The 24,222-nt window shown below is 71.6% G+C and carries 19 protein-coding genes; 10 read left to right on the top strand and 9 right to left on the bottom strand.

Annotated elements, in window-relative coordinates:
- Positions 1 to 87: 87 nt before the first annotated feature.
- Both ACWCPM_RS14490 and ACWCPM_RS14485 read right to left on the bottom strand, forming a co-directional pair.
- Positions 88 to 1,914, bottom strand: coding sequence for an AMP-dependent synthetase/ligase (locus ACWCPM_RS14490; protein WP_450976480.1), 1,827 nt, complete (start codon positions 1,912 to 1,914; stop codon positions 88 to 90).
- Positions 1,915 to 2,150: 236 nt separating this feature from the next.
- Entirely contained in the window at positions 2,151 to 3,014 is an 864-nt protein-coding gene (locus ACWCPM_RS14485; RefSeq protein WP_450976479.1) for a LysR substrate-binding domain-containing protein, read from the bottom strand.
- Between the two features lie 169 nt (positions 3,015 to 3,183).
- Here ACWCPM_RS14485 and ACWCPM_RS14480 point away from each other — a divergent pair, with 169 nt between their 5' ends.
- Positions 3,184 to 4,197 carry a bile acid:sodium symporter family protein gene (locus ACWCPM_RS14480; protein WP_450976507.1) on the top strand — a complete coding sequence of 338 codons (1,014 nt, stop codon included), beginning with the start codon at positions 3,184 to 3,186 and terminating at the stop codon, positions 4,195 to 4,197.
- Here the strand turns inward: ACWCPM_RS14480 and ACWCPM_RS14475 are convergent.
- The 7 genes from ACWCPM_RS14475 to ACWCPM_RS14445 form a co-directional block, all read right to left on the bottom strand.
- Positions 4,133 to 5,356, bottom strand: a complete 1,224-nt coding sequence (locus ACWCPM_RS14475) for a DUF4185 domain-containing protein (RefSeq protein WP_450976478.1) — start codon at positions 5,354 to 5,356, stop codon at positions 4,133 to 4,135. The genes ACWCPM_RS14480 and ACWCPM_RS14475 overlap by 65 nt on opposite strands.
- 11 nt (positions 5,357 to 5,367) lie before the next feature.
- The gene (locus tag ACWCPM_RS14470; protein ID WP_450976477.1) at positions 5,368 to 7,248 is read right to left on the bottom strand and encodes an exo-alpha-sialidase; all 1,881 of its coding nucleotides are present in this window, start codon (positions 7,246 to 7,248) and stop codon (positions 5,368 to 5,370) included.
- A 506-nt stretch (positions 7,249 to 7,754) separates the two neighbouring features.
- Positions 7,755 to 8,603 (bottom strand): formate dehydrogenase accessory sulfurtransferase FdhD, encoded by an 849-nt coding sequence (gene fdhD, locus ACWCPM_RS14465; protein ID WP_450976476.1) that lies wholly within the window; start codon positions 8,601 to 8,603, stop codon positions 7,755 to 7,757.
- A 7-nt stretch (positions 8,604 to 8,610) separates the two neighbouring features.
- Positions 8,611 to 9,471, bottom strand: a complete 861-nt coding sequence (locus ACWCPM_RS14460) for a 2Fe-2S iron-sulfur cluster-binding protein (RefSeq protein ID WP_450976475.1) — start codon at positions 9,469 to 9,471, stop codon at positions 8,611 to 8,613.
- The gene (locus tag ACWCPM_RS14455) at positions 9,468 to 11,285 is read right to left on the bottom strand and encodes an NADH-ubiquinone oxidoreductase-F iron-sulfur binding region domain-containing protein (protein WP_450976474.1); all 1,818 of its coding nucleotides are present in this window, start codon (positions 11,283 to 11,285) and stop codon (positions 9,468 to 9,470) included. Before ACWCPM_RS14455 ends, ACWCPM_RS14460 begins: the two co-directional genes overlap by 4 nt.
- 5 nt (positions 11,286 to 11,290) lie before the next feature.
- Complete coding sequence (locus ACWCPM_RS14450) at positions 11,291 to 13,213, bottom strand: molybdopterin oxidoreductase family protein (RefSeq protein ID WP_450976473.1); 1,923 nt, start codon at positions 13,211 to 13,213, stop codon at positions 11,291 to 11,293.
- Positions 13,210 to 14,181 carry a 2-dehydropantoate 2-reductase gene (locus ACWCPM_RS14445; RefSeq protein ID WP_450976472.1) on the bottom strand — a complete coding sequence of 324 codons (972 nt, stop codon included), beginning with the start codon at positions 14,179 to 14,181 and terminating at the stop codon, positions 13,210 to 13,212. The genes ACWCPM_RS14450 and ACWCPM_RS14445 overlap by 4 nt, the downstream gene beginning before the upstream one ends.
- A gap of 202 nt (positions 14,182 to 14,383) precedes the next feature.
- Between ACWCPM_RS14445 and ACWCPM_RS14440 the strand changes: the two genes are divergently transcribed.
- From ACWCPM_RS14440 to ACWCPM_RS14400, 9 genes are all read left to right on the top strand, one after another.
- Positions 14,384 to 15,718 carry an OFA family MFS transporter gene (locus ACWCPM_RS14440; protein ID WP_450976471.1) on the top strand — a complete coding sequence of 445 codons (1,335 nt, stop codon included), beginning with the start codon at positions 14,384 to 14,386 and terminating at the stop codon, positions 15,716 to 15,718.
- Positions 15,687 to 15,821: an MFS transporter small subunit gene (locus ACWCPM_RS14435; RefSeq protein WP_450976470.1), complete on the top strand. Its 135-nt coding sequence runs from the start codon at positions 15,687 to 15,689 to the stop codon at positions 15,819 to 15,821. The genes ACWCPM_RS14440 and ACWCPM_RS14435 overlap by 32 nt, the downstream gene beginning before the upstream one ends.
- A gap of 186 nt (positions 15,822 to 16,007) precedes the next feature.
- On the top strand, positions 16,008 to 16,946 hold the full coding sequence (locus tag ACWCPM_RS14430; RefSeq protein ID WP_450976469.1) for a beta-ketoacyl-ACP synthase III: 939 nt from the start codon (positions 16,008 to 16,010) through the stop codon (positions 16,944 to 16,946).
- Positions 16,947 to 17,118: 172 nt separating this feature from the next.
- Positions 17,119 to 17,796 carry a GntR family transcriptional regulator gene (locus ACWCPM_RS14425; RefSeq protein WP_450976468.1) on the top strand — a complete coding sequence of 226 codons (678 nt, stop codon included), beginning with the start codon at positions 17,119 to 17,121 and terminating at the stop codon, positions 17,794 to 17,796.
- A gap of 253 nt (positions 17,797 to 18,049) precedes the next feature.
- Positions 18,050 to 19,231, top strand: coding sequence for an ROK family transcriptional regulator (locus ACWCPM_RS14420; protein ID WP_450976467.1), 1,182 nt, complete (start codon positions 18,050 to 18,052; stop codon positions 19,229 to 19,231).
- A 99-nt stretch (positions 19,232 to 19,330) separates the two neighbouring features.
- Positions 19,331 to 20,848: a sugar ABC transporter ATP-binding protein gene (locus tag ACWCPM_RS14415; RefSeq protein ID WP_450976466.1), complete on the top strand. Its 1,518-nt coding sequence runs from the start codon at positions 19,331 to 19,333 to the stop codon at positions 20,846 to 20,848.
- Positions 20,845 to 21,864: an ABC transporter permease gene (locus ACWCPM_RS14410; RefSeq protein ID WP_450976465.1), complete on the top strand. Its 1,020-nt coding sequence runs from the start codon at positions 20,845 to 20,847 to the stop codon at positions 21,862 to 21,864. The genes ACWCPM_RS14415 and ACWCPM_RS14410 overlap by 4 nt, the downstream gene beginning before the upstream one ends.
- A gap of 17 nt (positions 21,865 to 21,881) precedes the next feature.
- On the top strand, positions 21,882 to 22,922 hold the full coding sequence (locus tag ACWCPM_RS14405) for a substrate-binding domain-containing protein (RefSeq protein WP_450976464.1): 1,041 nt from the start codon (positions 21,882 to 21,884) through the stop codon (positions 22,920 to 22,922).
- A gap of 85 nt (positions 22,923 to 23,007) precedes the next feature.
- On the top strand, positions 23,008 to 24,213 hold the full coding sequence (locus ACWCPM_RS14400; protein WP_450976463.1) for a Gfo/Idh/MocA family protein: 1,206 nt from the start codon (positions 23,008 to 23,010) through the stop codon (positions 24,211 to 24,213).
- Positions 24,214 to 24,222 lie beyond the last annotated feature (9 nt).

Below are 24,222 nucleotides of genomic sequence, written 5' to 3'. Positions count from 1 at the left end.
TCCTTCGGTTGTCGTCAGGTGGTACGTCCATGGTCAACGATCACGGGCCCGGATGCATTCCTGACGCGAGAACGTCCACAAGCCGCCTCATGTGCCGTACAGTGCCTCGACCTCCTTGGCGTACGCCCTCTCGATGGCCCTGCGCTTCAGCTTCAGCGACGGGGTGAGCAGCCCGTGCTCCTCGGTGAAGGGCTGGGCCAGTATCCGGAAGGTGCGGATCGACTCCGCCTGCGAGACGAGCGTGTTCGCCGCGACCACGGCCCGGCGCACCTCCGCCTCCAGGTCCGGGTCGCGCACCAGCTCGGCGGGGCTCAGCCGGGGCTTGCCGGTCATCTGGAGCCAGTGCTCGACGGCCTCCTGGTCCAGGGTGACCAGGGCGGCCACGAAGGGGCGGTCGTTGCCCACGAGGAGGCACTGGGCGACCAGGGGATGGTCACGCACGCGCTCCTCCAGCAGGCCCGGCGCCACGCTCTTGCCGCCGGAGGTCACGAGGATCTCCTTCTTGCGCCCGGTGATCGTCAGGAAGCCGTCCTCGTCGAGGGAGCCCAGGTCGCCGGTGGCGAGCCAGCCGTCGCGCAGGGTCTCCGCGGTGGCCTTGGGGTTGTTGAGGTAGCCCTGGAAGAGCGTCGGGCCGCGCAGCCAGACCTCGCCGTCCTCCGCGATGCGCACGGTGACCCCCGGGACGGGCTGCCCTACCGTGCCGTAGCGGGTGCGCTCGGGCGGGTTGGCGGTGGCGGCCGCCGTGGACTCGGTCAGGCCGTATCCCTCGTAGATCTGCACGCCCGCGCCCGCGAAGAACAGGCCGAGGCGCCGGTCCATCGCCGAGCCGCCCGACATGGCGTGCCGCACCCGGCCGCCCATCGCGTCGCGCACCTTGGTGTAGACGAGCTTGTCGAACAGCTGGTGCTGCATGCGCAGCCCCGCCGACGGGCCGGGCCCGATGCCCCACGCCTTGGCCTCCACCGCGTCCGCGTAGCGCACGGCGACGTCCACGGCCTTCTCGAAGGGCCCCGCCCTGCCCTCCCGCTCGGCCTTGCGGCGGGCGGCGTGGAAGACCTTCTCGAAGATGTACGGCACGGCCAGGATGAACGTCGGCCGGAAGGCGGCCAGGTCGGGCAGCAGGGCCGCGGCGTTGAGCTGCGGCTGATGGCCGAAACGGACCCGTCCCCGGATCGCGGCCACCTCCACCATGCGTCCGAACACATGGGCGAGCGGCAGGAAGAGCAGGGTCGCGGCCTCGTCGCCCCGCCGGGAGTGGAACACCGGCTCCCAGCGGTCGATGACGGTGTCCGCCTCGTACATGAAATTGGCGTGCGAGAGGACGCAGCCCTTGGGTCTGCCGGTGGTGCCGGAGGTGTAGATGACGGTGGCGACCGAGTCCGGCGTGACCGCCTTGCGGTGCCGGTGCACCACCTCGTCGTCCAGGCGGGCGCCCGCGTCGTACAGCTCGTGGAGCGCGCCCGTGTCGAGCTGCCACAGCCGGCGCAGCCTCGGCAGCCGGTCGATGACGGTGGCGATGGTCATCGCGTGGTCCTCGTGCTCCACGATCGCGGCCGTCACCTCCGCGTCGTACAGCATCCAGTAGCACTGCTCGGCCGACGACGTCGGATAGACCGGCACCACCTGGGCCCCGATCGTCCACAGCGCGAAGTCGAACAGCGTCCACTCGTAGCGGGTGCGGGACATGACGGCGACCCGGTCACCGAACCGGACGCCCTCGGAGAGCAGGCCCTTGGCGAGGGCCAGCACCTCGTCGCGGAACTCGGCGGACGTCACGTCACGCCAGCGACCGGCGTCGTCCTTGCGGCCGAGCGCGATGTGCGTCGGGTCGCGCCGGGCGTGCTCGAAGACGACGTCGGCCAGGCCGCCCACCGGGGGCGCCGACGCCGACGGAGGAATGGTGAACTCGCGCAAACCCGCTCCCCGCTCTCGGTGACCTCTCCCTGTGACGCCCGCACAGGCCGTGAAAGCTACCCCACGGCATGTCGGTAAGGGAGGGGTGCGAAAGCAAAGAGGAGGTCGGACATGTGCTGGTCGGCGCAGGGCGAAAGGGGCAGACGGGGAAGTCCCGGACGGATTCCTGACGGTGGAGTAAGTTCCGGTGGCGCGATCTCCACGGAATCTGTACGAGCCGCTCACCGTGCGGGGTGTCAGCGCCGCTGCAGTCGCTCGCCCGCCGCCATGACCGCCGCCGCGAGGGCGTCCGCCGGGCCCTGGGAGGCCGCGCGGCGGCGGCCGTGCACCAGGACGAAGTCGACCTGGCCGAGTTCGGGCAGGCCGAAACGGTCCGGGACGCGGACCAGGCCCGGCGGGACGAAGCCCCGGGAGTGGGCCATCACCCCGAGGCCGGCGCGTGCGGCGGCGATCAGTCCGTTGAGGCTGCCGCTGGTGCAGGCGACGCGCCAGTCGCGGCCCTGGCGCTGCAACGCCTCCAGAGCGAGGGCGCGGGTGATGCCCGGCGGGGGATAGACGATGAGCGGGAGGGGGCGGTCCGGGTCGAGACGCAGACGTTCCGCGCCGATCCACACCAGGCGGTCCCGCCACACCAGCTCACCGCGCGGGTCCTCGGGGCGCCGTTTGGCCAGGACCAGGTCGAGCTTCCCGGCGGCGAGCTGCTCGTGCAGGGTGCCGGACAGCTCCACGGTCAGCTCCAGATCGACCTCCGGGTGGTCGTGCCGGAAGCCCTCCAGGATCTCCGGGAGCCGGGTCAGCACGAAGTCCTCCGAGGCGCCGAAGCGCAGCCTGCCGCGCAGCCGGGTACCCGTGAAGAACGCAGTGGCCCGCTCGTGCACCTCCAGGATGCGGCGCGCGAAACCGAGCATCGCCTCACCGTCCTCGGTGAGTTCCACGGAGTGCGTGTCGCGGTTGAACAGCTGGCGTCCGGTGGCGTCCTCCAGCCGCCGTACGTGCTGGCTGACCGTGGACTGGCGCAGCCCGAGCCGCCGCCCGGCCTGGGTGAAGCTCAGCGTCTGCGCGACGGCCAGGAAGGTGCGCAGGTGAGAGGGGTCGTACACCAGGCCAAGGGTAGACGGTCATCGCATTTCGTGATGACAGTCAGAGTGGTGTGCCGGATTCACGATCGACGGCTGAGGGAGCAGGATGGAGCGGGGACCCGTGACCCTTGAAGGCCCTGAGTCAAGAAGCAAGTGGAGCACCGTGAAACGCCTGCGTCTGCCGTCCTGGATGCCGATCGACGCGTACATCCTGCTGTTGCTCGGGACGGTGGGCCTCGCGGCGCTCCTCCCGGCACGGGGTACGGCCGCGGACGTGGCCTCGGGGGCCTCCACCGCGGCGATCGCCTTCCTCTTCTTCCTCTACGGCGCCCGTCTGTCCACCCGCGAGGCCCTGGACGGACTCAGGCACTGGCGTCTCCACGTCACCGTCCTGGCCTGCACCTTCGTCGTCTTCCCGCTGCTCGGCCTGGCCGCGCGCGGCCTGGTCCCGGTGTTCCTGACGCACTCGCTGTGGACCGGGCTGCTCTTCCTGACCCTGGTCCCCTCGACCATCCAGTCGTCGATCGCGTTCACGTCGATCGCCCGCGGCAACGTGCCCGCCGCGATATGCGCCGGCTCCTTCTCCTCGCTCGCGGGCATCGTCATCACACCCCTGCTCGCGGCATCGCTGCTGGGCGGCGGGACGGGCGGGTTCCAGGCCGACGCGGTCCTCAAGATCGTGCTCCAGCTGCTGGTGCCGTTCGTCGCCGGTCAGCTGCTGCGGCGCTGGATCGGCGGTTTCGTGACCCGCCACCGGAAGGGCCTCGCACTCGTCGACCGGGGCTCGATCCTCCTCGTCGTCTACACGGCGTTCAGCGAGGGCATGGTCCACGGCGTCTGGCACCAGGTCAGCCCCGTCCGGCTGGCCGGGCTGCTGGGCGTGGAGGCGGTGCTGCTCGCCGTGATGCTCGCGCTGACCTGGTACGGCTCCAAGGCCCTCGGCTTCGGGCGGGCGGACCGCGTCGCGATCCAGTTCGCCGGGTCGAAGAAGTCGCTGGCGTCCGGGCTGCCCATGGCGAGCGTGCTGTTCGGCCCGCAGGCCGCGCTGGCCGTGCTGCCGCTGATGCTCTTCCACCAGATGCAGCTCATGGTGTGCGCGGTGATCGCCAAGCGCCGCTCCCGCGACCCGCGCGAGGAACTCACCGCGCCGGCTTCAGCCTCAGCGTCACGAACCGTGGTCGGTACAGGGCCACGTTCCCGCTGATCGCCGCCGCCGCGCCGGTCGTCTCCAGCCAGTTGACGTCGTAGCTGAGCACGAGGCCGTCGCCGCCGATGTCGGGGTGCGCCTGCGGGTTGTAGGCGGCGACCCCGCCGGCCGGCAGCGGCGGGCTGAAGGCGCGGGTGGGTCCGTGCCAGGGCCCGGTGGGGGAGCAGGCCCAGTACGACGTCACCGTGCCGAGTCCGGCCGTGCCCGCCGCCATGGTGAACAGCACGTAGCCGTCCCCGTCCCGCACCACCGAGAAGGCGCTGCCGACTCCGGTGCGCCGTTCGTCGCCGAGCACCGGGGACGGGCGGGTGCCGGTCGCCCACTCGGAGCCGTTCCAGTACTCCCAGGCGGCCGGGTCCGCCAGGCCGCCGTCCGGCACCCGCGCCAGGTACGCCGACGAGACCGGGCGGGAGACGGCCTGGCCGTCGTCGCCGCCGAAGACATAGGTCCAGCCGTCCCGCGCCACCAGCGTCGTGCCGAACAGCACACGGCGGGACGGGTCCGCCACGGTCCGCTGGTCGAACACCTCGGTGACCGACTCGACCCGCAGACCGGGCAGGGAGAGCGTGGCGACCTCGGTGGCGAGCGGCACCCCGTAGATCCACGGCGCCCGACCGGCCTCGCGGGTCCACAGCAGCACCCGTACGACCCGTTCCTCGGCGCCGGGGGAGCGCGGCTCGACCCGGGCGGCGACGGGCCAGCGCCACCGACCGCCGGCCGGTTCGGGGAAGAGGGGCGCGGGCAGCGTCGTGCGCAGCCGGCCACCGGACATCACGACCCCCGAATTGCGCACCATCGGCGCGGTGGTCTCCCGCCAGGCGTACGACTCGCCGGACGGGTTGGGCGGCGGGTGGACGGGGCCGAGGAAGGTGTCCGAGAACAGCCACAGCACCCGGCCGTCCGGCAGCCTCAGCGAGTGGGTGCCGTCACCGCCGGTCCAGTCGTCGGTGCGGCCGGAGTCGTCCCCGTAGCGGGCGAACTCGCCGGTGAGCGAGTCGGCGGCGGACCAGGAGGCGACGGTACGGCCCGCGCACGCCTCGCCGCCCTCCCCGTCGTCGTCGGGGAGGGCGGTGAGCAGCACGGCCGCGAGGACCAGGGCCAGCAGCACCGCGGCCCAGGTTCCCGTGCGCTGTCGTGCTCGTCGTTCGTCGGGCACGCTCCGTGACGTTAGCTGGCGGCGGTCACCTGGTCCATGGGGAGCCACAGGACGCTGTCCGGCCCGGGGCCGGTGTGGGTGCTGCGGAGCCGGTCGATCTCCTCGTCGGACAGGCCCGTGTCCCAGACGCGGACCTCGTCGAGCGCTCCGGTGAAGAAGGCCCTGCTGTCCATGCGCTGGCCGACGTGCACCCCGAAGGCCGAGGTGCGGCTGACCGAGCCGGGCACGTCCTCGGTGCTGATCGCGGTGCCGTCGATGAACAGGGTCAGCTGTCCGCCGCCGCGGCGCAGCGCGAGGTGGTGCCACTTGCCGTCGTTGTACGCGCCGTTCGTCGTCACGGCGGCCGTGTTGACGGTCCGGACGCCCTCACGCGTGGTGATCAGCCCGCGCACCCGGTTGTTCGCCGGCTCGGCGCGCAGCCACACCTGCGGCTGGCTGGTGCCGACCCCGCCCATCCACAGCAGCGGCTGCTCACCGCTGGTGGCCGTGTAGCGGAACCAGAGGGACGCGGTGAAGTCGCTGTCGCCGAGCGGCAGTTCCTCGCGGTACGGCAGGCGCACCGCGTCGTCGGTGCCGTCGAAGGCGAGGGCGTTGTTCAGCACGCCGGCGGTGGTCGAGGCGCCACCGAGGACGCTCGCCCCGGGGGCCAGCAGGGCGCGGTCGTGGGTGGTCGGGTCGGCGCCGCGGCGGGGCGTGAGCCACTCCTCGTTGAAGCGGGCGAAGCGGATCTCGTCACGGGCGTCGACCGTGCCGGCCTCGTACATCAGGCCGACGGTGGTGCCGGAGATGTCCACCAGGTCGGAGTAGCCGGCCCAGTCGCGGGAGACGACGGTGCCGCGGTCGACGCTGTCCCAGGTCTCGCCGTCGTCGTAGGAGGACCGGATCATCATGGTCCGGCGGCGGTCGGGGTCGCCGGGGCAGGCCAGCAGGAGGCGGTCGCCGAGGCGGAGCGTGGCGCCCTGGACCTGGGGGGCGTAGAGGTCGGGGAGGGACTCGAAGGGGCTCTTGAAGGTCTGGCCGCCGTCGCCGCTGATCGCCTGGGAGCGGTGGCCGAGCTCGGTGCCCTCCTGCTCCCGGCCGGTGACCAGGATCGCGCCGTCGGAGCGCTCGGTCATGGAGATCTCGGAAGGCTTCTGGCCGAAGGTGCCGTCCGCGGCGAGCGGCCAGGAGTCGGTGGCGCCGATGCGCCAGGAGGTGCCGCCGTCGTCGCTGAGGGCCAGGGCGGCGTGGTTCGCGGTGACCCGGTTGCCGTCCCAGGTCTCGGTGTTGACGCCGAAGACCAGCCGGCCGGCGTGCGCGCCCTGGGTGAGCTGGATGCCGTGCACGGGGCCGGTGGCGTACCAGGAGTTCCAGTGCGAGGGCAGGATCTGCGGGCCGAGGTCGCGCGGGGTGGACCAGGTGGCGCCGTCGTCGTCGCTGTGCTGCAGATGGGGGACGCGGTCGCAGGGGACGTCGCAGTGCTCGCTGTCGGGGCGGCCCGTGTTGTAGGTCTCCGCCAGCAGGATCCGGCCGGTCTCCCGGTCGACGACCGGGGTCGGGTTGCCGTGCGTGTCGCCGCCGCCGTCGTTGACGACCTGCAACGGGCCCCAGGTGCGGCCGCCGTCGGTGGAGCGCTTCAGCACGATGTCGATGTCGGTGGCGTCCCCGCAGTTGAGGACCCGCCCCTCCGCGAAGGCGAGCAGCGTGCCCTTCGTGGTCCGCACGACCGCCGGGATCCGGAAGCAGGCGTAGCCCGGGTCCTGCGACGCCTTGAAGAGGACCTGCTCGTCGAACAGAGGCGCGGCCGAAGCGGGTTGGGCGTGGGCGGCGGTGCCCGGGAGGGCGGCGGCAGCCGTCAGGACGGCGCCCGCGGTGAGGGTGACTCTCAGACGTGCGCGGAGTCGAGACGGCATGAATGGCCCTTCATTTGTCTGAACATCTGGACATCCCACGTCCAACCTATGTGCCACAGACGGTAGTTGGCGGCAGCGACACACCGCAAGCAGCCCGCCGGGGCAACGGGGTTGGTGCTCAGACGATCTGACAGACCATCAATAAAGACTCTTGGAAGGGCGCGGCGAATCGGCCGCGGGTGGGCGCGGCGCTTCGGATCGGGCCTTCCGGGTTCGCCGGAGTTCCCCACGATAAATCAGGTCGTGGGGAAATCCGAGGAATTGCGCGCTACGCCGGATTCATGGCCGGGTCGCTGCCCGCGGGCGCGCCCTGACGGTTACGGCGCCGGCCGTCGAGGGCAGGGAGACGCGGGGAGCGCCGGGCTCGACCCCGAGGGCGTGGTCGCCGTCCTCGGCGACCCGGGCCCGGCCGGAAGTGACCTCCGCCGAGGGCTGAGGCGGGACCCCTGCGGCGCAGGGGGCGCTCCCCGCCGTCCGGGGCCCCGCCGCCGTGTCGCGGGGTGCCGTCAGCCCTGTGCGGCCGCGGTCCGCAGAGCGATGCGGTCCTCGCCCGCGTACACGTTCATGGAACTGCCCCGCAGGAAGCCCACCAGGGTCAGTCCGGTCTCCTGGGCGAGGTCCACCGCCAGGGACGAGGGCGCTGAGACCGCCGCGAGCACCGGGACGCCCGCCATCACGGCCTTCTGCGCCAGCTCGAAGGAGGCCCGGCCCGAGACCAGCAGGAGCGCCCGGGACAGCGGCAGGTCGCCGCTCTGCAGGGCGCGGCCGACCAGCTTGTCGACCGCGTTGTGCCGGCCCACGTCCTCCCGCACGTCCAGCAGCCGGCCCTCCTCGTCGAACAGCGCCGCCGCGTGCAGACCCCCGGTCCGGTCGAAGACCCGCTGGGCCGCGCGCAGCCGGTCGGGGAGGTCCGCGAGCAGCTCGGGCTCGACGCGGACCGGGGGAGTGTCGGCGATGGGCCAGCGGGCCGTGGTCCGCACCGCGTCCAGGCTGGCCTTCCCGCACAGCCCGCAGGACGAGGTCGTGTAGACGTTGCGTTCGAGCGTGATGTCCGGGATCACCACCCCCGGCGCCGTCTGCACGTCGACCACGTTGTAGGTGTTCGAACCGTCCACGGTGGCGCCCGCGCAGTACACGATGTTCCGCAGGTCGCTCCGCTCACCGAGTACGCCCTCGCTCACGAGGAACCCGGCCGCGAGCGCGAAGTCGTCGCCGGGGGTGCGCATGGTGATCGCGAGCGGTTTGCCGTTGAGCCGGATCTCCAGCGGTTCCTCGGCGACGAGTGTGTCCGGGCGGGTGGAGACCGCGCCGTCCCGGACGCGGATCACCTTGCGTCGTTCCGTGACTCGTCCCATGTCCTGATCAGCCCCGGTTCTGTACGTGCTGGTAGCCGAAACGGCCCTTGATGCAGAGGTTGCCGTGGGTCACCGGGTTGTCGTGCGGCGAGGTGACCTTCACGATCTCATTGTCCTGCACATGGAGTGTGAGGTTGCAGCCCACTCCGCAGTAGGCGCAGACCGTCGTGGTCTCCGTCTGCTGCGACTCGTCCCACGTACCCGCGGCGCGCATGTCGAACTCGGACTTGAACGACAGCGCCCCCGTCGGGCAGACCTCGATGCAGTTCCCGCAGTACACGCACGCCGACTCGGTGAGCGGGCCGTCTTGCTCGACCGCGATCCGGGCGTCGAAGCCGCGGCCCACGACGGAGATCGCGAAGGTGTTCTGCCACTGGTCGCCACAGGCGTCGACGCACTTGTAGCAGAGGATGCACTTGTCGTAGTCACGGACGTAGAGGTCGTTGTCGATCCTCGGTTCCTCGTCGAGGCGGGCGGCGTCCGGGCCGAAGCGGTCCGGCTTCGCCTCGTACTCCTTGAGCCATCCCGCCACCTCGGGTGTGGTCGACAGGTCGACCGAGGAGGCGAGGAGCTCCAGGACGACCTTGCGGCTGTGCCGGGCGCGCTCGGTGTCCGTACGGACGGTCATGCCCGGCTCCGCCTTGCGCGAGCAGGCCGGGACGAGGGTCCGGGAGCCCTCGACCTCGACCACGCAGACCCGGCAGGCGTTCTTGGGCGTGAGCGTGTCGCCCTGGCACAGGGTGGGGATGTCCTTGCCGGCCGCCCGGCAGGCGTCCAGGACGGTCGAGCCCTCCGGGACCCTGGCCTCCTGGCCGTCGACGGTGAACTCGACCAGCCGGCGCGGCACACCCAGCGGTATCGCGGTCATTCGTACGCCCCCAGACGGTCGATGGCGGATTCCACGGCGTTCCAGGCGGTCTGTCCCAGACCGCAGATCGAGGCGTCCCGCATCGCGCGGCCGACCTCCCTGAGCAGGGCGATGTCGCCCGCGGCGGCGGCACCGGTGCGCTCCACGATCCGGTGCAGCGCCTCCTCCTGCCGCACGGTGCCCACCCGGCACGGCACGCACTGCCCGCACGACTCGTCGCGGAAGAACTCGGCGATGCGCAGCAGCAGCCGGGGCAGCGGGACCGTGTCGTCGAAGGCCATCACGACACCCGAGCCGAGCGTCGTGCCGGCCTCGCGGGTGCCTTCGAAGGTGAGCGGGATGTCCGTCTCGTCGGCCCGTACGAAGCCCCCCGCCGCGCCGCCGAGCAGGACCGCGCGCAGCCCGCCGCGCACACCCGCCAGCTCCAGCAGCTCACCCAGCGTGGCACCGAACGGCAGCTCGTAGATCCCGGGCCGCGCCACGCTCCCCGACACGCAGAACAGCTTGGGGCCGGTCGAGGCCGGCGTGCCGATCGCCGCGTACGCCGGGGCGCCCATCGTCAGGATCGGCAGCACGTTGACCAGCGTCTCGACGTTGTTCTCCACGGTGGGCTTGCCGAACAGTCCCTTCTCCACGGGGAACGGCGGCTTCGAGCGCGGCTCGCCCCGGTAGCCCTCGATGGAGTTGAACAGGGCCGTCTCCTCGCCGCAGATGTACGCCCCCGCGCCCCGCCGGATCTCGATGTCGAAGGCGTACCCCTGGCCCATGACGTCCTCGCCCAGCAGACCGCGCGCGCGTGCCTGGGCGAGGGCGTGCTCCAGCCGGCGCAGGGCGCGGGGGTACTCGCCGCGCAGGTAGAGGTAGCCGCGGTGCGCCCCGGTGGCGTACCCGGCGATGGTCATCGCCTCCACCAGCGCGTACGGGTCGCCCTCCATGAGCACCCGGTCCTTGAAGGTGCCCGGCTCGGATTCGTCGGCGTTGCAGACGACGTAGTGCGGACGGTCGGGTTGGGACGCCGTGGCCTGCCATTTGCGGCCGGTCGGGAAGGCGGCGCCGCCGCGTCCGACCAGGCCGGAGTCGGTGACCTCGCGGATCACCCCGGCCGGGCCGAGCTCGAAGGCGCGGCGCAGGGCGGTGTACCCGCCGTGCGCGCGGTAGTCGTCGAGGGAGGCGGGGTCCACGACGCCCACGCGCCGCAGCAGCACCAGCTCCGGCGAGCCCGCCTGCGGCACGGCCGGCGCGGCCGGGGGCTCCTCGGGCGCCGAGTCCGGCGAGGTCGCGGCGAGGACGGCCGCGTCCACGGTGGCCGGTGCGGACACCGCCGTGCGGACCGGGTCGCCCGCCTTGACGGCGAGGGCCGCCGGTGCACGTTCGCACAGGCCCAGGCAGGGGGAGCGCTCGACGTGGACGCCGGGACCGAGGCGGGCCTCGATCCCGGCGCACAGCTCCCGCGCCCCGGCGGCCGCGCAGGCCAGGTCCGTGCAGACGTGCAGCACGGTCGCCGGGCGCGGCTTCACCGAGAACATCGCGTAGAAGGTGGCCACCCCGTACGCCTCCGCCGGTGGCACGGTCAGCCGCCGGCACAGGTAGTCCAGGGCACCGTCGCTGATCCAGCCGATCCGGTCGTTGATCGCGTGCAGCCCCGGCAACAGCAGGTCGCGGCGGTCGCGTGCCTCCCGGCCGCCCCGCGCCCACCGGAGGTCGGCGTCGGAGCGGTCGGCCCCCTCCCACGAGGACCCGGGCGGACCGAGCAGGGCGTCGACGGCCGCCCGTTCGTCGTCCGTCGGTTTGCTGTCACCGAAGTGCAGGTCCACTTACGTCACCTCACGATGGTCGCGACGGGAAGCTTGTCGATCCGGATCGCCGACGCCTTGAACTCCGCCGTCCCCGCGATCGGGCAGTTCGCCTCGATCGTCAGCTGGTTGGTGTCCACCTCGTCGGGAAAGTGCATGGTCATGAAGGCGAGGCCGGGCCGCAGCGCCGTGTCGATCCACACCGGCGCGACCACCGCGCCCCGCCGGGAGGACACCTGGACCTCCTCGCCCACGACCACCCCGTACCGCTCGGCGTCCTCCGGGCACAGCTCCAGGTACTCGCCGCGCCGCAGCGGGGAGGCGAAACCGCCGCTCTGCACACCGGTGTTGTAGGAGTCCAGCCGGCGCCCGGTGGTGAGCCGGATCGGGTACCGGTCGTCGGTGAGGTCGACCGGCGGATCGTGCTGGACCAGCCCGAAGGGCGCGAGCCGGCCGCGCCGGGCCGGGTCCGGGTCCCACAACCGGCCGTGCAGATAGCTGGGTTCGATGCCGTCGGTGCTGGGGCACGGCCACTGGATGCCCTGGTGCTCCTCCAGGCGGTCGTACGTCATCCCGTAGTGGTCCGGCGAGACCGAGCGCAGCTCGTTCCAGACGGCCTCGGAGTCGGCGTACTTCCAGTCGTGGCCCATGCGGGTGGCCAGGTCGCAGAGGATGTCGATGTCCTCGCGGGCCTCGCCGGGCGGGGTGACGGCCCGGCGCACGCGCTGGACACGGCGTTCGCTGTTGGTCGTCGTGCCGTCCGTCTCGGCCCATCCGGCCGTCGCGGGCAGCACCACGTCCGCCAGTTCCGCGGTCTTGGTCAGGAAGATGTCCTGGACGACCAGGAAGTCCAGCTCCCGCAGCCGCCGTACCGCCTGGCCGCTGTCCGCCTCCGACTGCGCCGGGTTCTCGCCGATGCAGTAGACGGCCTTGAGCGTGCCCTCCTCCATCGCCTCGAACATCTCCGTGAGGTTCAGTCCGTAGTGCGGCTGGATGACGGTGTCCCAGGCGGACTCGAACTTCAGCCGGGTGCCGGCGTCGAGGATGTCCTGGAAGCCGGGCAGGCGGTTGGGGATCGCGCCCATGTCGCCGCCGCCCTGCACGTTGTTCTGGCCGCGCAGCGGCTGCAGCCCGGAGCCGAAGCGGCCGACGTGGCCCGTCAGCAGCGACAGGTTGATGAGCGCGCGGACGTTGTCGGTGCCGTTGTGGTGCTCGGTGATGCCGAGGGTCCAGCACAACTGGGCGCGCTCGGCGCGGGCGTAGGCGTGCGCCAGCTCGCGGATCGCCTGTGCCGGTACGCCCGTCACCTTCTCGGCGAGCGAGAGCGTCCACGGCTCGACGAGTGCCTTGTACTCCTCGAAGCCGGTGGTCGCCCGCGCGATGAACGCCTCGTTGGCGAGCCCGGCGTGGATGATCTCGCGGCCGATCGCGTGCGCCATCGGGATGTCGGTGCCGACGTTCAGCCCGAGCCAGCTCTCCGCCCACTCGGCGGTGGAGGTGCGGCGCGGGTCCACGGCGTGCATGCGCGCCCCGTTGCGGATGCCCCGCAGCACGTGCTGGAAGAAGATCGGGTGCGCGAAGCGGGCGTTGGAGCCCCACATCACGACGACGTCGGTGTGCTCGATCTCCTCGTACGACGACGTCCCCCCGCCCGAGCCGAAGGCGGCGGACAGGCCGGCGACGCTCGGGGCGTGGCAGGTGCGGTTGCAGGAGTCGACGTTGTTGGTGCCCATGACGACCCGGGCGAACTTCTGGGCGACGTAGTTCATCTCGTTGGTCGCGCGGGCGCAGGAGAACATGCCGAACGCGCCCTGCGCCGCCCGCAGTCCGCGCGCGGCCCGGTCGAGGGCCTCGTCCCAGGTGGCGGGGCGGAAGGGGGCGTCGCGCGAGTCCCTGACGAGCGGGTGCGTGAGCCGGGTGTAGGTCTTCGGGGACTGGCGTTTCCTCATGCGGCGCTCCTCAGCGCGAGCAGGTCCGAGATGGCGTGCACCGTGCGCAGGGTGGGCACGTCGACGCCGGTGATCTCCGCCAGCTCGACGACCGCGGCGAGCAGCACGTCGAGCTCGAGCGGTTTGCCGCGCTCCAGGTCCTGGAGCGTGGAGGTGCGGTGGTCGCCCACCTTCTCGGCGCCCGCGAGACGGCGTTCTATGGAGACGCCGACCTCGCAGCCGAGGGCCTCGGCGACGGCGAGTGTCTCGGTCATCATGATCTCGATGACCCGCCGGGTGCCGCCGTGCAGGCACATCTGGCGCATGGTCGCCCGGGCGAGCGCGCTGATCGGGTTGAAGGAGATGTTGCCGAGCAGCTTGAGCCAGATGTCGTTGCGCAGGTCCGGTTCGACCGGGCACTTCAGGCCGCCGGTCAGCATGGCGTCGCTGAAGGCGGAGCACCGTGGGGACACGCTGCGGTCGGGCTCGCCGATGGAGAAGCGGGTGCCTTCGAGGTGCCGTACGACACCCGGCGCCTCCAGTTCGGTGGCCGCGTAGACCACGCAGCCGATGGCCCGTTCGGGCGCGAGCACCGCGCTGACCGAGCCGCCGGGGTCCACGCTCTCGACGCGGTGGCCGTCATGGGGGCCGCCGTGCCGGTGGAAGTACCACCAGGGGATGCCGTTCTGGGCGGCGATCACCGCCGTGGTGTCGTGCAGCAGTGGCTCGATCAGCGGCCCGCACGCCGCGTACGAATTGGCCTTCAGGCCCAGGAAGACGTAGTCGACCGGCCCGACTTCGGCCGGGTCGTCGGTGGCGTGGGCGCGCGCGGTGAAGTCGCCGCGCGGGCTGAGCACCTGCACTCCGTGCTGCCTCATGGCCGCGAGATGCGGTCCACGGGCGATGAGATGCACATCGGCGCCCGCGCGGTGGAGCGCGGCACCGACATAGGCGCCGATTGCTCCGGCGCCGAGGACTGCGACTTTCACGAGAGCACTCCGTTCGGTTTGAGGGATACCGCGGAGGTGGCCGGGGGACGGCTTATGTCGACGAAATATTGTCTACAGTATGGAGGTTGGGTCGACAAGGGTCCGGACGATGACCGTTCGGCGCAGGGTGCATACCGCTCACCGCATACGGTCGACCCGGCGGCTTCCCAACCCCCTTGATCCTTCCTAGCGTCCGGGATCCATGAGTCCCCCCGTCGCACCCCCGGGATGGAGCCGCTGGCTGGTGCCGCCCGCCGCGCTCTCCGTCCACCTCTCCATCGGACAGGCCTACGCCTGGAGCGTGTTCAAGCCACCCCTCGAATCCACGCTCGGTCTCAGCGGCACCCAGAGCGCGCTGCCCTTCCAGCTCGGCATCGTGATGCTCGGACTGTCGGCCGCGTTCGGCGGCACGCTCGTGGAGCGCAACGGGCCGCGCTGGGCGATGACCGTGGCGCTGGTCTGCTTCTCCTCCGGCTTCCTGCTGTCCGCGCTCGGTGCCGCCCTGGAGCAGTACTGGCTGATCGTCCTCGGCTACGGCGTCGTCGGCGGGATCGGCCTGGGCATCGGCTACATCTCACCGGTCTCCACGCTGATCAAGTGGTTCCCGGACCGGCCCGGCATGGCCACCGGCATCGCCATCATGGGCTTCGGCGGCGGCGCGCTGATCGCCTCCCCGTGGTCCGCGCAGATGCTGGAGTCCTTCGGCTCCGGAAGCTCCGGGATCGCGCTCGCCTTCCTGGTGCACGGGCTGACGTACGCCGTGTTCATGCTGCTCGGCGTGGTGCTCGTGCGGGTCCCGAGGTCCGAGCGGCCGGTGGCGTCCGGGCCGGCTGTGACCGAGGGCGTGCAGGTGTCGGCGAAGAACGCCGTGCGCACTCCGCAGTTCTGGTGCCTGTGGGTCGTGCTCTGCATGAACGTGACTGCCGGCATCGGCATCCTGGAGAAGGCCGCGCCGATGATCACGGACTTCTTCGCGGACACCGCCACCCCGGTCTCGTTGACCGCGGCGGCCGGCTTCGTGGCCCTGCTCTCGGCCGCGAACATGGCGGGCCGCATCGCCTGGTCCTCGACGTCCGACCTCATCGGGCGCAAGAACATCTACCGCGTCTACCTGGGCGTCGGCGCGATGATGTACCTGCTGATCGCGCTGTTCGGCGACGCGTCCAAGCCGCTGTTCATCCTGTGCGCGCTGGTGATCCTGTCCTTCTACGGCGGTGGCTTCGCGACGATTCCGGCGTATCTGAAGGACCTCTTCGGCGCCTACCAGGTCGGCGCCATCCATGGACGGCTCCTGACCGCGTGGTCGACGGCCGGTGTGCTCGGGCCGCTGATCGTCAACTGGATAGCCGACCGGCAGGAGGAGGCCGGCAAGCACGGCGCGTCCCTGTACGGCCTGTCGTTCATGATCATGATCGGGCTGCTGGCCGTCGGTTTCGTCGCCAACGAACTCGTCCGTCCCGTCCACTCCCGCCACCATGTCCCCGCACCCCGTCAGGAGGCCGTCGATGCCGGACGACACCAGCCAGAGTCCGCCTGACCGGCGCCCGCTGATCGCGTTCGCCTGGCTGTGGGTGGGCGCACCGCTCGCGTACGGTCTGTACGAGCTCGTGCGGAAAGCGACGCAATTGTTCTCGGGGTGAGGTCGCGTGTACTCGGGGTGAGGTCGCGCGGGGGCCCGGCGCGCACCGCCTGGCCCGACGTTCGACGGCCTGCGGGAACCCGACAAGCCCCGGGTCCCGATCCTGTCCCTTTGCCTGCCCCGTTACTCGCGAGTCGCTGACCAGACTGGTGGGTCCCGCATCCCGCAGCAACGAGGGGACCCACCCATGAACGGCTCGCGCATCGCCGCCGTCGGCCATTACCAGCCCGCCAAGGTTCTCTCCAACGAGGACCTGGCGGGCATGGTCGACACCAGCGACGAGTGGATCAGAAGCCGGGTCGGCATCCGTACCCGGCACATCGCCGGTCCCGACGAGCCCGTGGACGAACTCGCCGCCCAGGCCGCCGCCAAGGCGCTCGCGGCGGCCGGGATGACGCCCGCCGACATCGACCTCGTCCTCGTCGCCACCTCGACGGCCGTCGACCGCTCCCCGAACACGGCCGCCCGGGTCGCGGCCCGGCTCGGCGTCCCGAGTCCCGCCGCGATGGACATCAACGTGGTGTGCGCCGGCTTCACCCACGCCCTCGCCACCGCCGATCACACCCTGCGGGCGGGCGCCGCCCGGCGGGCGCTGGTGATCGGCGCCGACAAGATGTCCTACGTCACCGACTGGACCGACCGCACCACCTGCGTGCTCGTCGGCGACGGGGCGGGGGCCGCGGTCGTGGAGGCGTCGGACGAACCGGGCGTGGGACCGGTCCTCTGGGGGTCGGTGCCGGAGATGGGGCACGCCGTGCGGATCGAGGGGGAGCCCGCGCGGTTCTCGCAGGAGGGGCAGAGCGTCTACCGGTGGGCGACGACCCGACTGCCGCCGCTCGCCAGACAGGCCTGCGAGCGCGCGGGATACACGCCCGCGGACCTCGCCGCGGTGGTGCTGCACCAGGCCAACCTGCGGATCATCGAGCCCCTCGCCGAGAAGCTGGGTGCCGTCAACGCCGTCGTCGCGCGTGACGTGCGCGAGTCCGGGAACACCTCGGCGGCCAGCATTCCGCTCGCGCTCTCCAAGTTGGTGGAGCAGGGGGCGATCTCGACCGGCGATCCGGTGCTGCTCTTCGGGTTCGGCGGGAACCTGTCCTACGCCGGGCAGGTCGTGCGCTGCCCCTGAGCACCGGCGCGGGCGGAGTGTGACGAGGTCGACCGCCGCTCCCACTGGCCATTTGTGCGCCGTAGACTGTAGACAAAAAGCAATTGATACTCTGTTTCCCAGGGCTTTACGGCTCCGGGGGTTGCTCCGGCGTCGACGTCCGCTGTGCACGGCCCAGCCAGGAGGGGACCCGATGTTGTCGACAGGACTGCCGCAAGGCGCGGTGCCCAAGCTCGAACGTCCCGGCCCGCTGCGCGACCGCGTCTACGAGGCACTGCTCGAACTCATCACCACCCGTGCCCTGCAGCCCGGTCAGCACCTGGTCGAGAGCGAACTCGCCGGGCACCTCGGCGTCTCCCGGCAACCGGTGCGCGAGGCGCTGCAGCGGCTGAACACCGAGGGATGGGTCGATCTGCGCCCGGCGCAGGGCGCGTTCGTGCACGAGCCGACCGAGGAGGAGGCCGACCAGCTCCTGACGGTCCGTACGCTGCTGGAGGCGGAGGCGGCCCGGCTCGCCGCGGCCAACGCGGGCAAGGCCGGCGTGGCCGTCCTCGAAGGGATCTGCGCCGAGGGTGAGAGCGCGGTCGCCGCCGACGACGTGGACGGCGCGGTCGCGCTCAACGCCCGCTTCCACGCGAAGGTCATGGAACTGGCGGGCAACGCCGTCCTGGCCGAACTGGCCGCGCAGGTCGACCGCAGGGTCCGCTGGTACTACACGCCGGTCGCCCGGCAGCGCGGCAAGCAGTCCTGGATCGAGCACCGCGAGCTGATCGCCGCGATCACGGCGCGTGACGAGCAGTGGGCGACGACCGTCATGCGCGCGCACACCGAGCACACACGCGAGTCGTACCACGCACGCCCCCGCGGCTAGCGCCTGTCGAGCGACAGAACCTGAACGTCCCGTACCGGTGAGTCCGCCTGGACGGCATGCCCTCTCATCACTGCGCGTAAGCGTGGCCATGCCTCGTGGGGGGAACCCTCGCCCCGGCTTTGTCCTGCGAGTGGAGAAAGTCCGCAGCAATTCGTGCGCACCTTCTTCCCAGTCCGGGCGGCCACTGCTACGTTCCCCCTCGAAAGCCGGACAGCGATGGCCGATTCGAGGCGGGGAGGGGCTCGTGAGACGTATGACGGCACGACCCGCGAACGCCCACCAGGCCAGACTGCTGAAGCTGTTGCGCGACGGCGGGCCCAACTCCCGGGCCCAGCTGGGCGACCAGGTCGACCTCTCGCGGTCGAAGCTGGCCGTCGAGGTCGACCGGCTGCTGGAGACGGGCCTGATCGTCGCCGACGGACTCGCCGCCTCGCGCGGCGGCCGCCGCTCGCACAACATCCGGCTCGCGCCCAACCTGCGCTTCCTCGGCGTCGACATCGGCGCGACCTCCATCGACGTCGCGGTCACCAACGCGGAGCTGGAGATCCTGGGGCACATCACCCAGCCGATGGAGGTGCGCGAGGGACCCGTCGCGGTCTTCGAGCAGGTCCTCGCCATGGCGGCCAAACTGCGGACCTCCGGGCTCGCGGAGGGCTTCGACGGCGCCGGCATCGGCGTCCCGGGCCCGGTCCGCTTCCCCGAGGGCGTGCCCGTGGCACCGCCGATCATGCCGGGCTGGGACGGCTTCCCCGTGCGGGAGGCGCTCAGCCAGGAACTCGGCTGCCCGGTCATGGTCGACAACGACGTGAACCTGATGGCGATGGGGGAGATGCACGCGGGCGTCGCACGCTCCGTGGGCGACTTCCTCTGCGTCAAGATCGGCACCGGCATCGGCTGCGGCATCGTCGTCGGCGGTGCCGTGCACCGCGGCACGACGGGCTCCGCGGGCGACATCGGGCACATCCAGGCCGTGCCCGACGGCCGTCCGTGCGCCTGTGGCAACAGAGGCTGCCTGGAGGCCCACTTCAGCGGCGCGGCTCTCGCCCGCGACGCGCTGGAGGCGGCCCAGCAGGGAGACTCGGCCGAACTCGCGGCACTGCTGGAGACGAACGGCGTGCTCTCCGCCGCCGACGTCGCCACCGCGGCCGCCGCGGGGGACGCCACCGCCCTCGAACTGATCCGTGAGGGCGGCAACCGTACCGGCCAGGTCATCGCCGGCCTGGTCAGCTTCTTCAACCCCGGTCTCGTGGTGATCGGCGGCGGGGTGACCGGCCTCGGCCACACCCTGCTGGCCGCGATCCGCACCCAGGTCTACCGCCAGTCGCTGCCGCTGGCGACCGGCAACCTCCCCATCGTCCTCGGCGAGCTGGGCCCCACCGCCGGTGTCATCGGCGCGGCCCGGCTGATCAGCGACCACCTGTTCTCACCCGCGTAAGCACCTCCCGCGCGCACCACCCGTACAGCGCCCTGCTTCGCCCTGCCCTGCTCCGCCCTGCCCTGAAACCGGCCCGCACGCCCGCCAAGGGGAACCCACATGGCCCCAGAACCACCCCTGCTCAGCATGTCCGGCATCACCAAGTCGTTCCCCGGCGTCCGCGCCCTGGACGGCGTCGACCTCGATGTCCAGGCCGGTGAAGTGCACTGCCTGCTCGGCCAGAACGGCGCCGGCAAGTCCACGCTCATCAAGGTGCTGGCCGGCGCCCACCAGCCCGACACCGGCACCATCCGCTGGCGCGGCGAGGACGTGACCCTGCGCTCGCCCATCGCCGCCATGCGGCTCGGCATCGCCACCATCTACCAGGAACTCGACCTGGTGGAACACCTGTCGGTCGCCGAGAACGTCCACCTCGGCCACGAACCCACGGCCGCCGGCTTCGTCGTCCGGCGAAAGACGGCCCAGGAGTCAACAGCCCTTCTGCTCAAGCGACTCGGACACCCGGAGATCGATCCGGCGCGGCTCGTCGGTGAACTGTCGGCCGCCCAGCAGCAGATCGTCTCCATGGCCCGCGCGCTCTCCCACGACGTACGGCTGATCGTGATGGACGAGCCGTCCGCCGCCCTCGACCCCGACGAGGTCGACAACCTCTTCCGGATCGTCGGCGACCTCACCGCCGACGGGGTCGCGGTGGTCTACATCTCGCACCGCCTGGAGGAGATCCGCCGGATCGGCGACCGGGTGACCGTGCTGAAGGACGGCCGTGCGGTGGCGAACGGGCTGCCCGCGAAGTCGACGCCGACACGCGAGGTCGTCGCGCTGATGACCGGCCGCAACGTCGAGTACGTCTTCCCCGAGCGGCCGGCCTCGCCGGCACAGGGGGAACCCCTGCTGGAGGTGCGGGGACTGGCGCGGGCCGGCGAGTTCGAGCCCCTCGACCTGACCGTGCGGCCCGGCGAGATCGTCGGCCTGGCGGGCCTCGTCGGCTCCGGACGCTCCGAGATCCTGGAGACCATCTACGGCGCCCGCAGGCCCACGGCCGGTCAAGTGCTCGTCCAGGGAAGGGCGTTGAAGCCCGGCAGCGTACGCGCCGCCGTCCGCGCCGGACTCGGACTCGCCCCCGAGGAACGCAAGGCGCAGGGCCTGCTGATGCTGGAGTCGGTCACCCGCAACGTCTCGGTCTCCTCCATGTCCCGCTTCTCGCGCGGCGGCTGGATCGACCGCGGCGCGGAGCTGGGCGCGGCACGGGCGGCCACCCGGGAGCTGTCGCTGCGCCCCGACAACCCCTCGGTGCCGATCCGCACCCTGTCCGGCGGCAACCAGCAGAAGGCCGTACTGGCTCGCTGGCTGCTGCGCGGCTGCCGCGTCCTGCTGCTCGACGAGCCGACCCGCGGCGTCGACGTCGGCGCCCGCGCCGAGCTCTACGCGGTCGTCCGGCGCCTCGCCGACGAGGGCCTCGCCGTGCTGCTGGTCTCCAGCGAGGTGCCCGAGGTGCTCGGCCTCGCCGACCGTGTGCTGGTGCTGCGGGAGGGGCGCGTCGTGCACACCGCACCCGCCCGGGACCTGGACGAACACCGCGTACTCGACCTCGTGATGGAAGGAAGCCCGGCGACATGACGCAGCCCGTCTCCCCGCCGCGGGACAGCGCCGACAAGGTGCCGTCGGCCGTGGGACCCCCTGCCTGGCGCGGCATGCTGTTCCGTGCCGACGTCCGCACCCTGTCCCTGCTCGGCGTGCTCGCCGCGCTCGTCGTCATCGGCGGCATCACCAAGCCGGACCAGTTCCTCGACACCCGCAATCTGCAACTGGTCCTCACCCAGGCGTCCGTGATCGGTGTCGTCACGGTCGGGATGACCTTCGTCATCATCTCCGGCGGTATCGATCTCTCCGTCGGTGCGATCGTCGCCCTCGCCTCCGTGTGGGCGACGACCGTCGCCACCCAGGATTTCGGTTTCGCCGGAATCCTCTTCACCTCGGTGATCGTCGGTGTGGGCTGCGGGCTGGTGAACGGAGTGCTCATCGCCTACGGCGGGATGGTGCCGTTCATCGCGACCCTGGCCATGCTGGCCTCGGCGCGCGGCTTGGCACTGCAGATCACGGACGGCAGCACGCAGATCGTCTCCGTGGACAGCGTCCTCGACCTCGGGGAGCGCGACGCGTACGTGCTCGGCATCCCGCCGCTCGTCCTCGTCTTCGCGGTCGTCACGATCATCGGCTGGCTGCTGCTGAACCGCACCACCTTCGGCCGCCGCTCCGTCGCCGTCGGCGGCAACGCGGAGGCCGCGCGGCTGGCGGGCATCGACGTCCGCCGCCAGCGGCTGTACCTGTACCTGCTCTCCGGACTGTGCTGCGGGATCGCCGCGTTCCTGCTGATCATCCTGTCCGGCTCCGGTCAGAACACCAACGGCAACCTCTACGAGCTCGACGCCATCGCCGCCGCGATCATCGGCGGCACGCTGCTCAGCGGAGGCCGCGGCACCATCGTCGGCTCCGTCCTGGGCGTCCTGATCTTCACCACGATCACCAACATCTTCGCCCTGAACAACCTGCAGAGCGACGTCCAGCAGATCGCCAAGGGCGCGATCATCGTCGCCGCCGTGCTGGTCCAGCGCCGTACCGCGAGCACGACCTGAGGAAAGGGTTCACCGCCATGTCGCAACTCACCAGTCGCAGAGGACTGCTCTTCGGGACCGCCGCCGTCTCGGCGGGTGCCCTCCTCGTCGGATGCACCAGCAACGAGCCGAAGGAGAAGGAGCAGAACGCCGACCCGCAGCCGGCCGCGGACGACAAGCCCGGAAAGCCGGTCACCATCGGCTTCGCCGGACCGCAGGCCGACCACGGCTGGCTCGCCGCGATCAACTCCAACGCCAAGAGCCGCGCCGAGAAGTACGAGGAGGTGACGCTGGAGATCACCGAGGGCTCCAACGACACCGCCGCCCAGATCGGCCAGATCGAGACCCTCATCAACAAGAAGGTCGACGTCCTCGTCATCCTGCCCGCCGACGGCAAGGCGCTCACCCAGGTCGGGCTCAAGGCGATGCGGGCCGGGATCCCCGTGATCAACCTGGACCGGATCTTCAACACCCCCCAGGCGTACCGCTGCTGGATCGGCGGCGACAACTACGGCATGGGCCTCAACGCCGGCCACTACATCGGCGAGCAGCTCAAGGACAAGTCCGACGCCAAGGTCATCGAGCTGGCGGGCCTGGACAACCTCGAACTGACCAAGCAGCGCACCCAGGGCTTCGACGACGCGCTGAAGAACTACCCCAACATCCGCAAGGTGGCGCGTCAGGCCGCCGAGTTCACCGTGGAGTCCGGCCAGGCCAAGATGGCCCAGCTGCTGCAGGCGCAGTCCCAGTTCGACGCGCTGTGGAACCACGACGACGACCAGGGCGTCGGCGCGCTGCGCGCCATCGAGCAGGCCGGGCGCGACGGCTTCCTGATGGTCGGCGGCGCGGGCGCGCTCTCCGCGTTCCAGGCCATCAAGGCGGACGACGGCGTGCTGAAGGCGACGGTCCTCTACCCGCCGACGATGGCGGCCTCGGCCATCGACCTGGCCCGTGCCCTCGGCCAGGCCAAGGGGGTCGGCGGCCTCGCCGAGTTCGAGATCCCGGCGTCGGTCACCTGCTACTCGGCCGTCGTCGACAAGACCAACGTCGACCAGTACATGTCCACCGGCTTCGAGTGAGGCGCCCCGCTCCACGGGTCCGGCCCCTGTGAGTGGGCCGGGCCCGCACCCCCCACCGCGCCACGACGACGAGGAGGACATCCCCATGGCACAGCCGCAAGCGCCCGAAGGGGCCGGCGCCGCGAAGCCCCCGCTGCGCATCGGCATGGTCGGCTACGCCTTCATGGGCGCCGCCCACTCCCAGGGCTGGCGCACCGCGGGCCGCGTCTTCGACCTGCCCCGGCAGGTCGAGCCGGCCGTCATCTGCGGGCGGGACGAGGCGGCCGTACGGGCGGCGGCGGACCGGCACGGCTGGGCGGCGACCGAGACCGACTGGCGGGCGCTGATCGCCCGGGACGATGTCGACCTGGTCGACATCTGCACTCCCGGCGACAGCCACGCCGAGATCGCGATCGCCGCGCTGGCCGCGGGCAAGCACGTCCTGTGCGAGAAGCCCCTCGCGAACACCGTGGAAGAGGCCGAGGCGATGGCGGATGCCGCGCGGGCGGCACACGAGCGGGGTCAGCTGGCGATGGTCGGCTTCAACTACCGCCGGGTACCGGCCACCGCGCTGGCCCGGCAGATGGTCGCCGAGGGCCTCCTCGGCACCCTGCGGCACGTCAGGGTGTCGTACCTCCAGGACTGGCTGGTCGATCCGCAGGCACCGCTCACCTGGCGGCTGCGCAAGGAACTGGCCGGCTCGGGCTCGCTCGGCGACCTGGGCGCCCACATCGTCGACCTGGCGCAGTACCTGGCGGGGGAGCACCTGGCCGGAGTGTCGGCGCTCACGGAGACCTTCGTGAGGGAACGGCCGCTCGCCGGAGCCGCCCGTGGCCTGGGCGCGGCCTCGGCCGAGGGGACCGGGCAGGTCACCGTCGACGACGCCGCCCTGTTCACGGCGCGCTTCACCTCCGGCGCGCTCGCGTCCTTCGAGGCCACCCGGTACGCCACCGGCCGCAAGAACGCCCTGCGCATCGAGCTCAACGGCGAGCGCGGCTCGGTCGCCTTCGACCTGGAGCGGCTCAACGAGCTCTGGTACCACGACGGCACCGAGCCCGGCACCCGGGCCGGCTTCCGCCGCATCCTCGTCACCGAACCCGACCACCCCTACCTGGAGGCCTGGTGGCCGCCGGGCCACGGCCTCGGCTACGAGCACACCTTTGTCCACCAGGCCCGGGACCTGGTTCACGCGGTCGCCGAGGGCCGCCTCCCCGAACCGTCCTTCGCCGACGGGCTGCAGGTGCAGCGCGTGCTCGCGGCGGTGGAGGAGAGCGCCGAGAAGAACTCCGTCTACACCCCGATCGCGGTCTAGGAGGCGTTG

The organism is Streptomyces sp. NPDC002309, assembly GCF_053593375.1.
This window is presented reverse-complemented; position numbering and strand designations above follow the sequence as displayed.

Bases quoted from the DNA above. Each gene is read 5' to 3' on its own strand.
- ACWCPM_RS14480 (WP_450976507.1), top strand. From the start codon at position 3,184: ATGCCGATCGACGCGTACATCCTGCTGTTGCTCGGGACGGTGGGCCTC.
- ACWCPM_RS14470 (WP_450976477.1), bottom strand. From the start codon at position 7,248: ATGCCGTCTCGACTCCGCGCACGTCTGAGAGTCACCCTCACCGCGGGC.
- fdhD (WP_450976476.1), bottom strand. From the start codon at position 8,603: ATGGGACGAGTCACGGAACGACGCAAGGTGATCCGCGTCCGGGACGGC.
- ACWCPM_RS14460 (WP_450976475.1), bottom strand. From the start codon at position 9,471: ATGACCGCGATACCGCTGGGTGTGCCGCGCCGGCTGGTCGAGTTCACC.
- ACWCPM_RS14450 (WP_450976473.1), bottom strand. From the start codon at position 13,213: ATGAGGAAACGCCAGTCCCCGAAGACCTACACCCGGCTCACGCACCCG.
- ACWCPM_RS14440 (WP_450976471.1), top strand. From the start codon at position 14,384: ATGAGTCCCCCCGTCGCACCCCCGGGATGGAGCCGCTGGCTGGTGCCG.
- ACWCPM_RS14435 (WP_450976470.1), top strand. From the start codon at position 15,687: ATGCCGGACGACACCAGCCAGAGTCCGCCTGACCGGCGCCCGCTGATC.
- ACWCPM_RS14430 (WP_450976469.1), top strand. From the start codon at position 16,008: ATGAACGGCTCGCGCATCGCCGCCGTCGGCCATTACCAGCCCGCCAAG.
- ACWCPM_RS14425 (WP_450976468.1), top strand. From the start codon at position 17,119: ATGTTGTCGACAGGACTGCCGCAAGGCGCGGTGCCCAAGCTCGAACGT.
- ACWCPM_RS14420 (WP_450976467.1), top strand. From the start codon at position 18,050: ATGACGGCACGACCCGCGAACGCCCACCAGGCCAGACTGCTGAAGCTG.
- ACWCPM_RS14415 (WP_450976466.1), top strand. From the start codon at position 19,331: ATGGCCCCAGAACCACCCCTGCTCAGCATGTCCGGCATCACCAAGTCG.
- ACWCPM_RS14410 (WP_450976465.1), top strand. From the start codon at position 20,845: ATGACGCAGCCCGTCTCCCCGCCGCGGGACAGCGCCGACAAGGTGCCG.
- ACWCPM_RS14405 (WP_450976464.1), top strand. From the start codon at position 21,882: ATGTCGCAACTCACCAGTCGCAGAGGACTGCTCTTCGGGACCGCCGCC.
- ACWCPM_RS14400 (WP_450976463.1), top strand. From the start codon at position 23,008: ATGGCACAGCCGCAAGCGCCCGAAGGGGCCGGCGCCGCGAAGCCCCCG.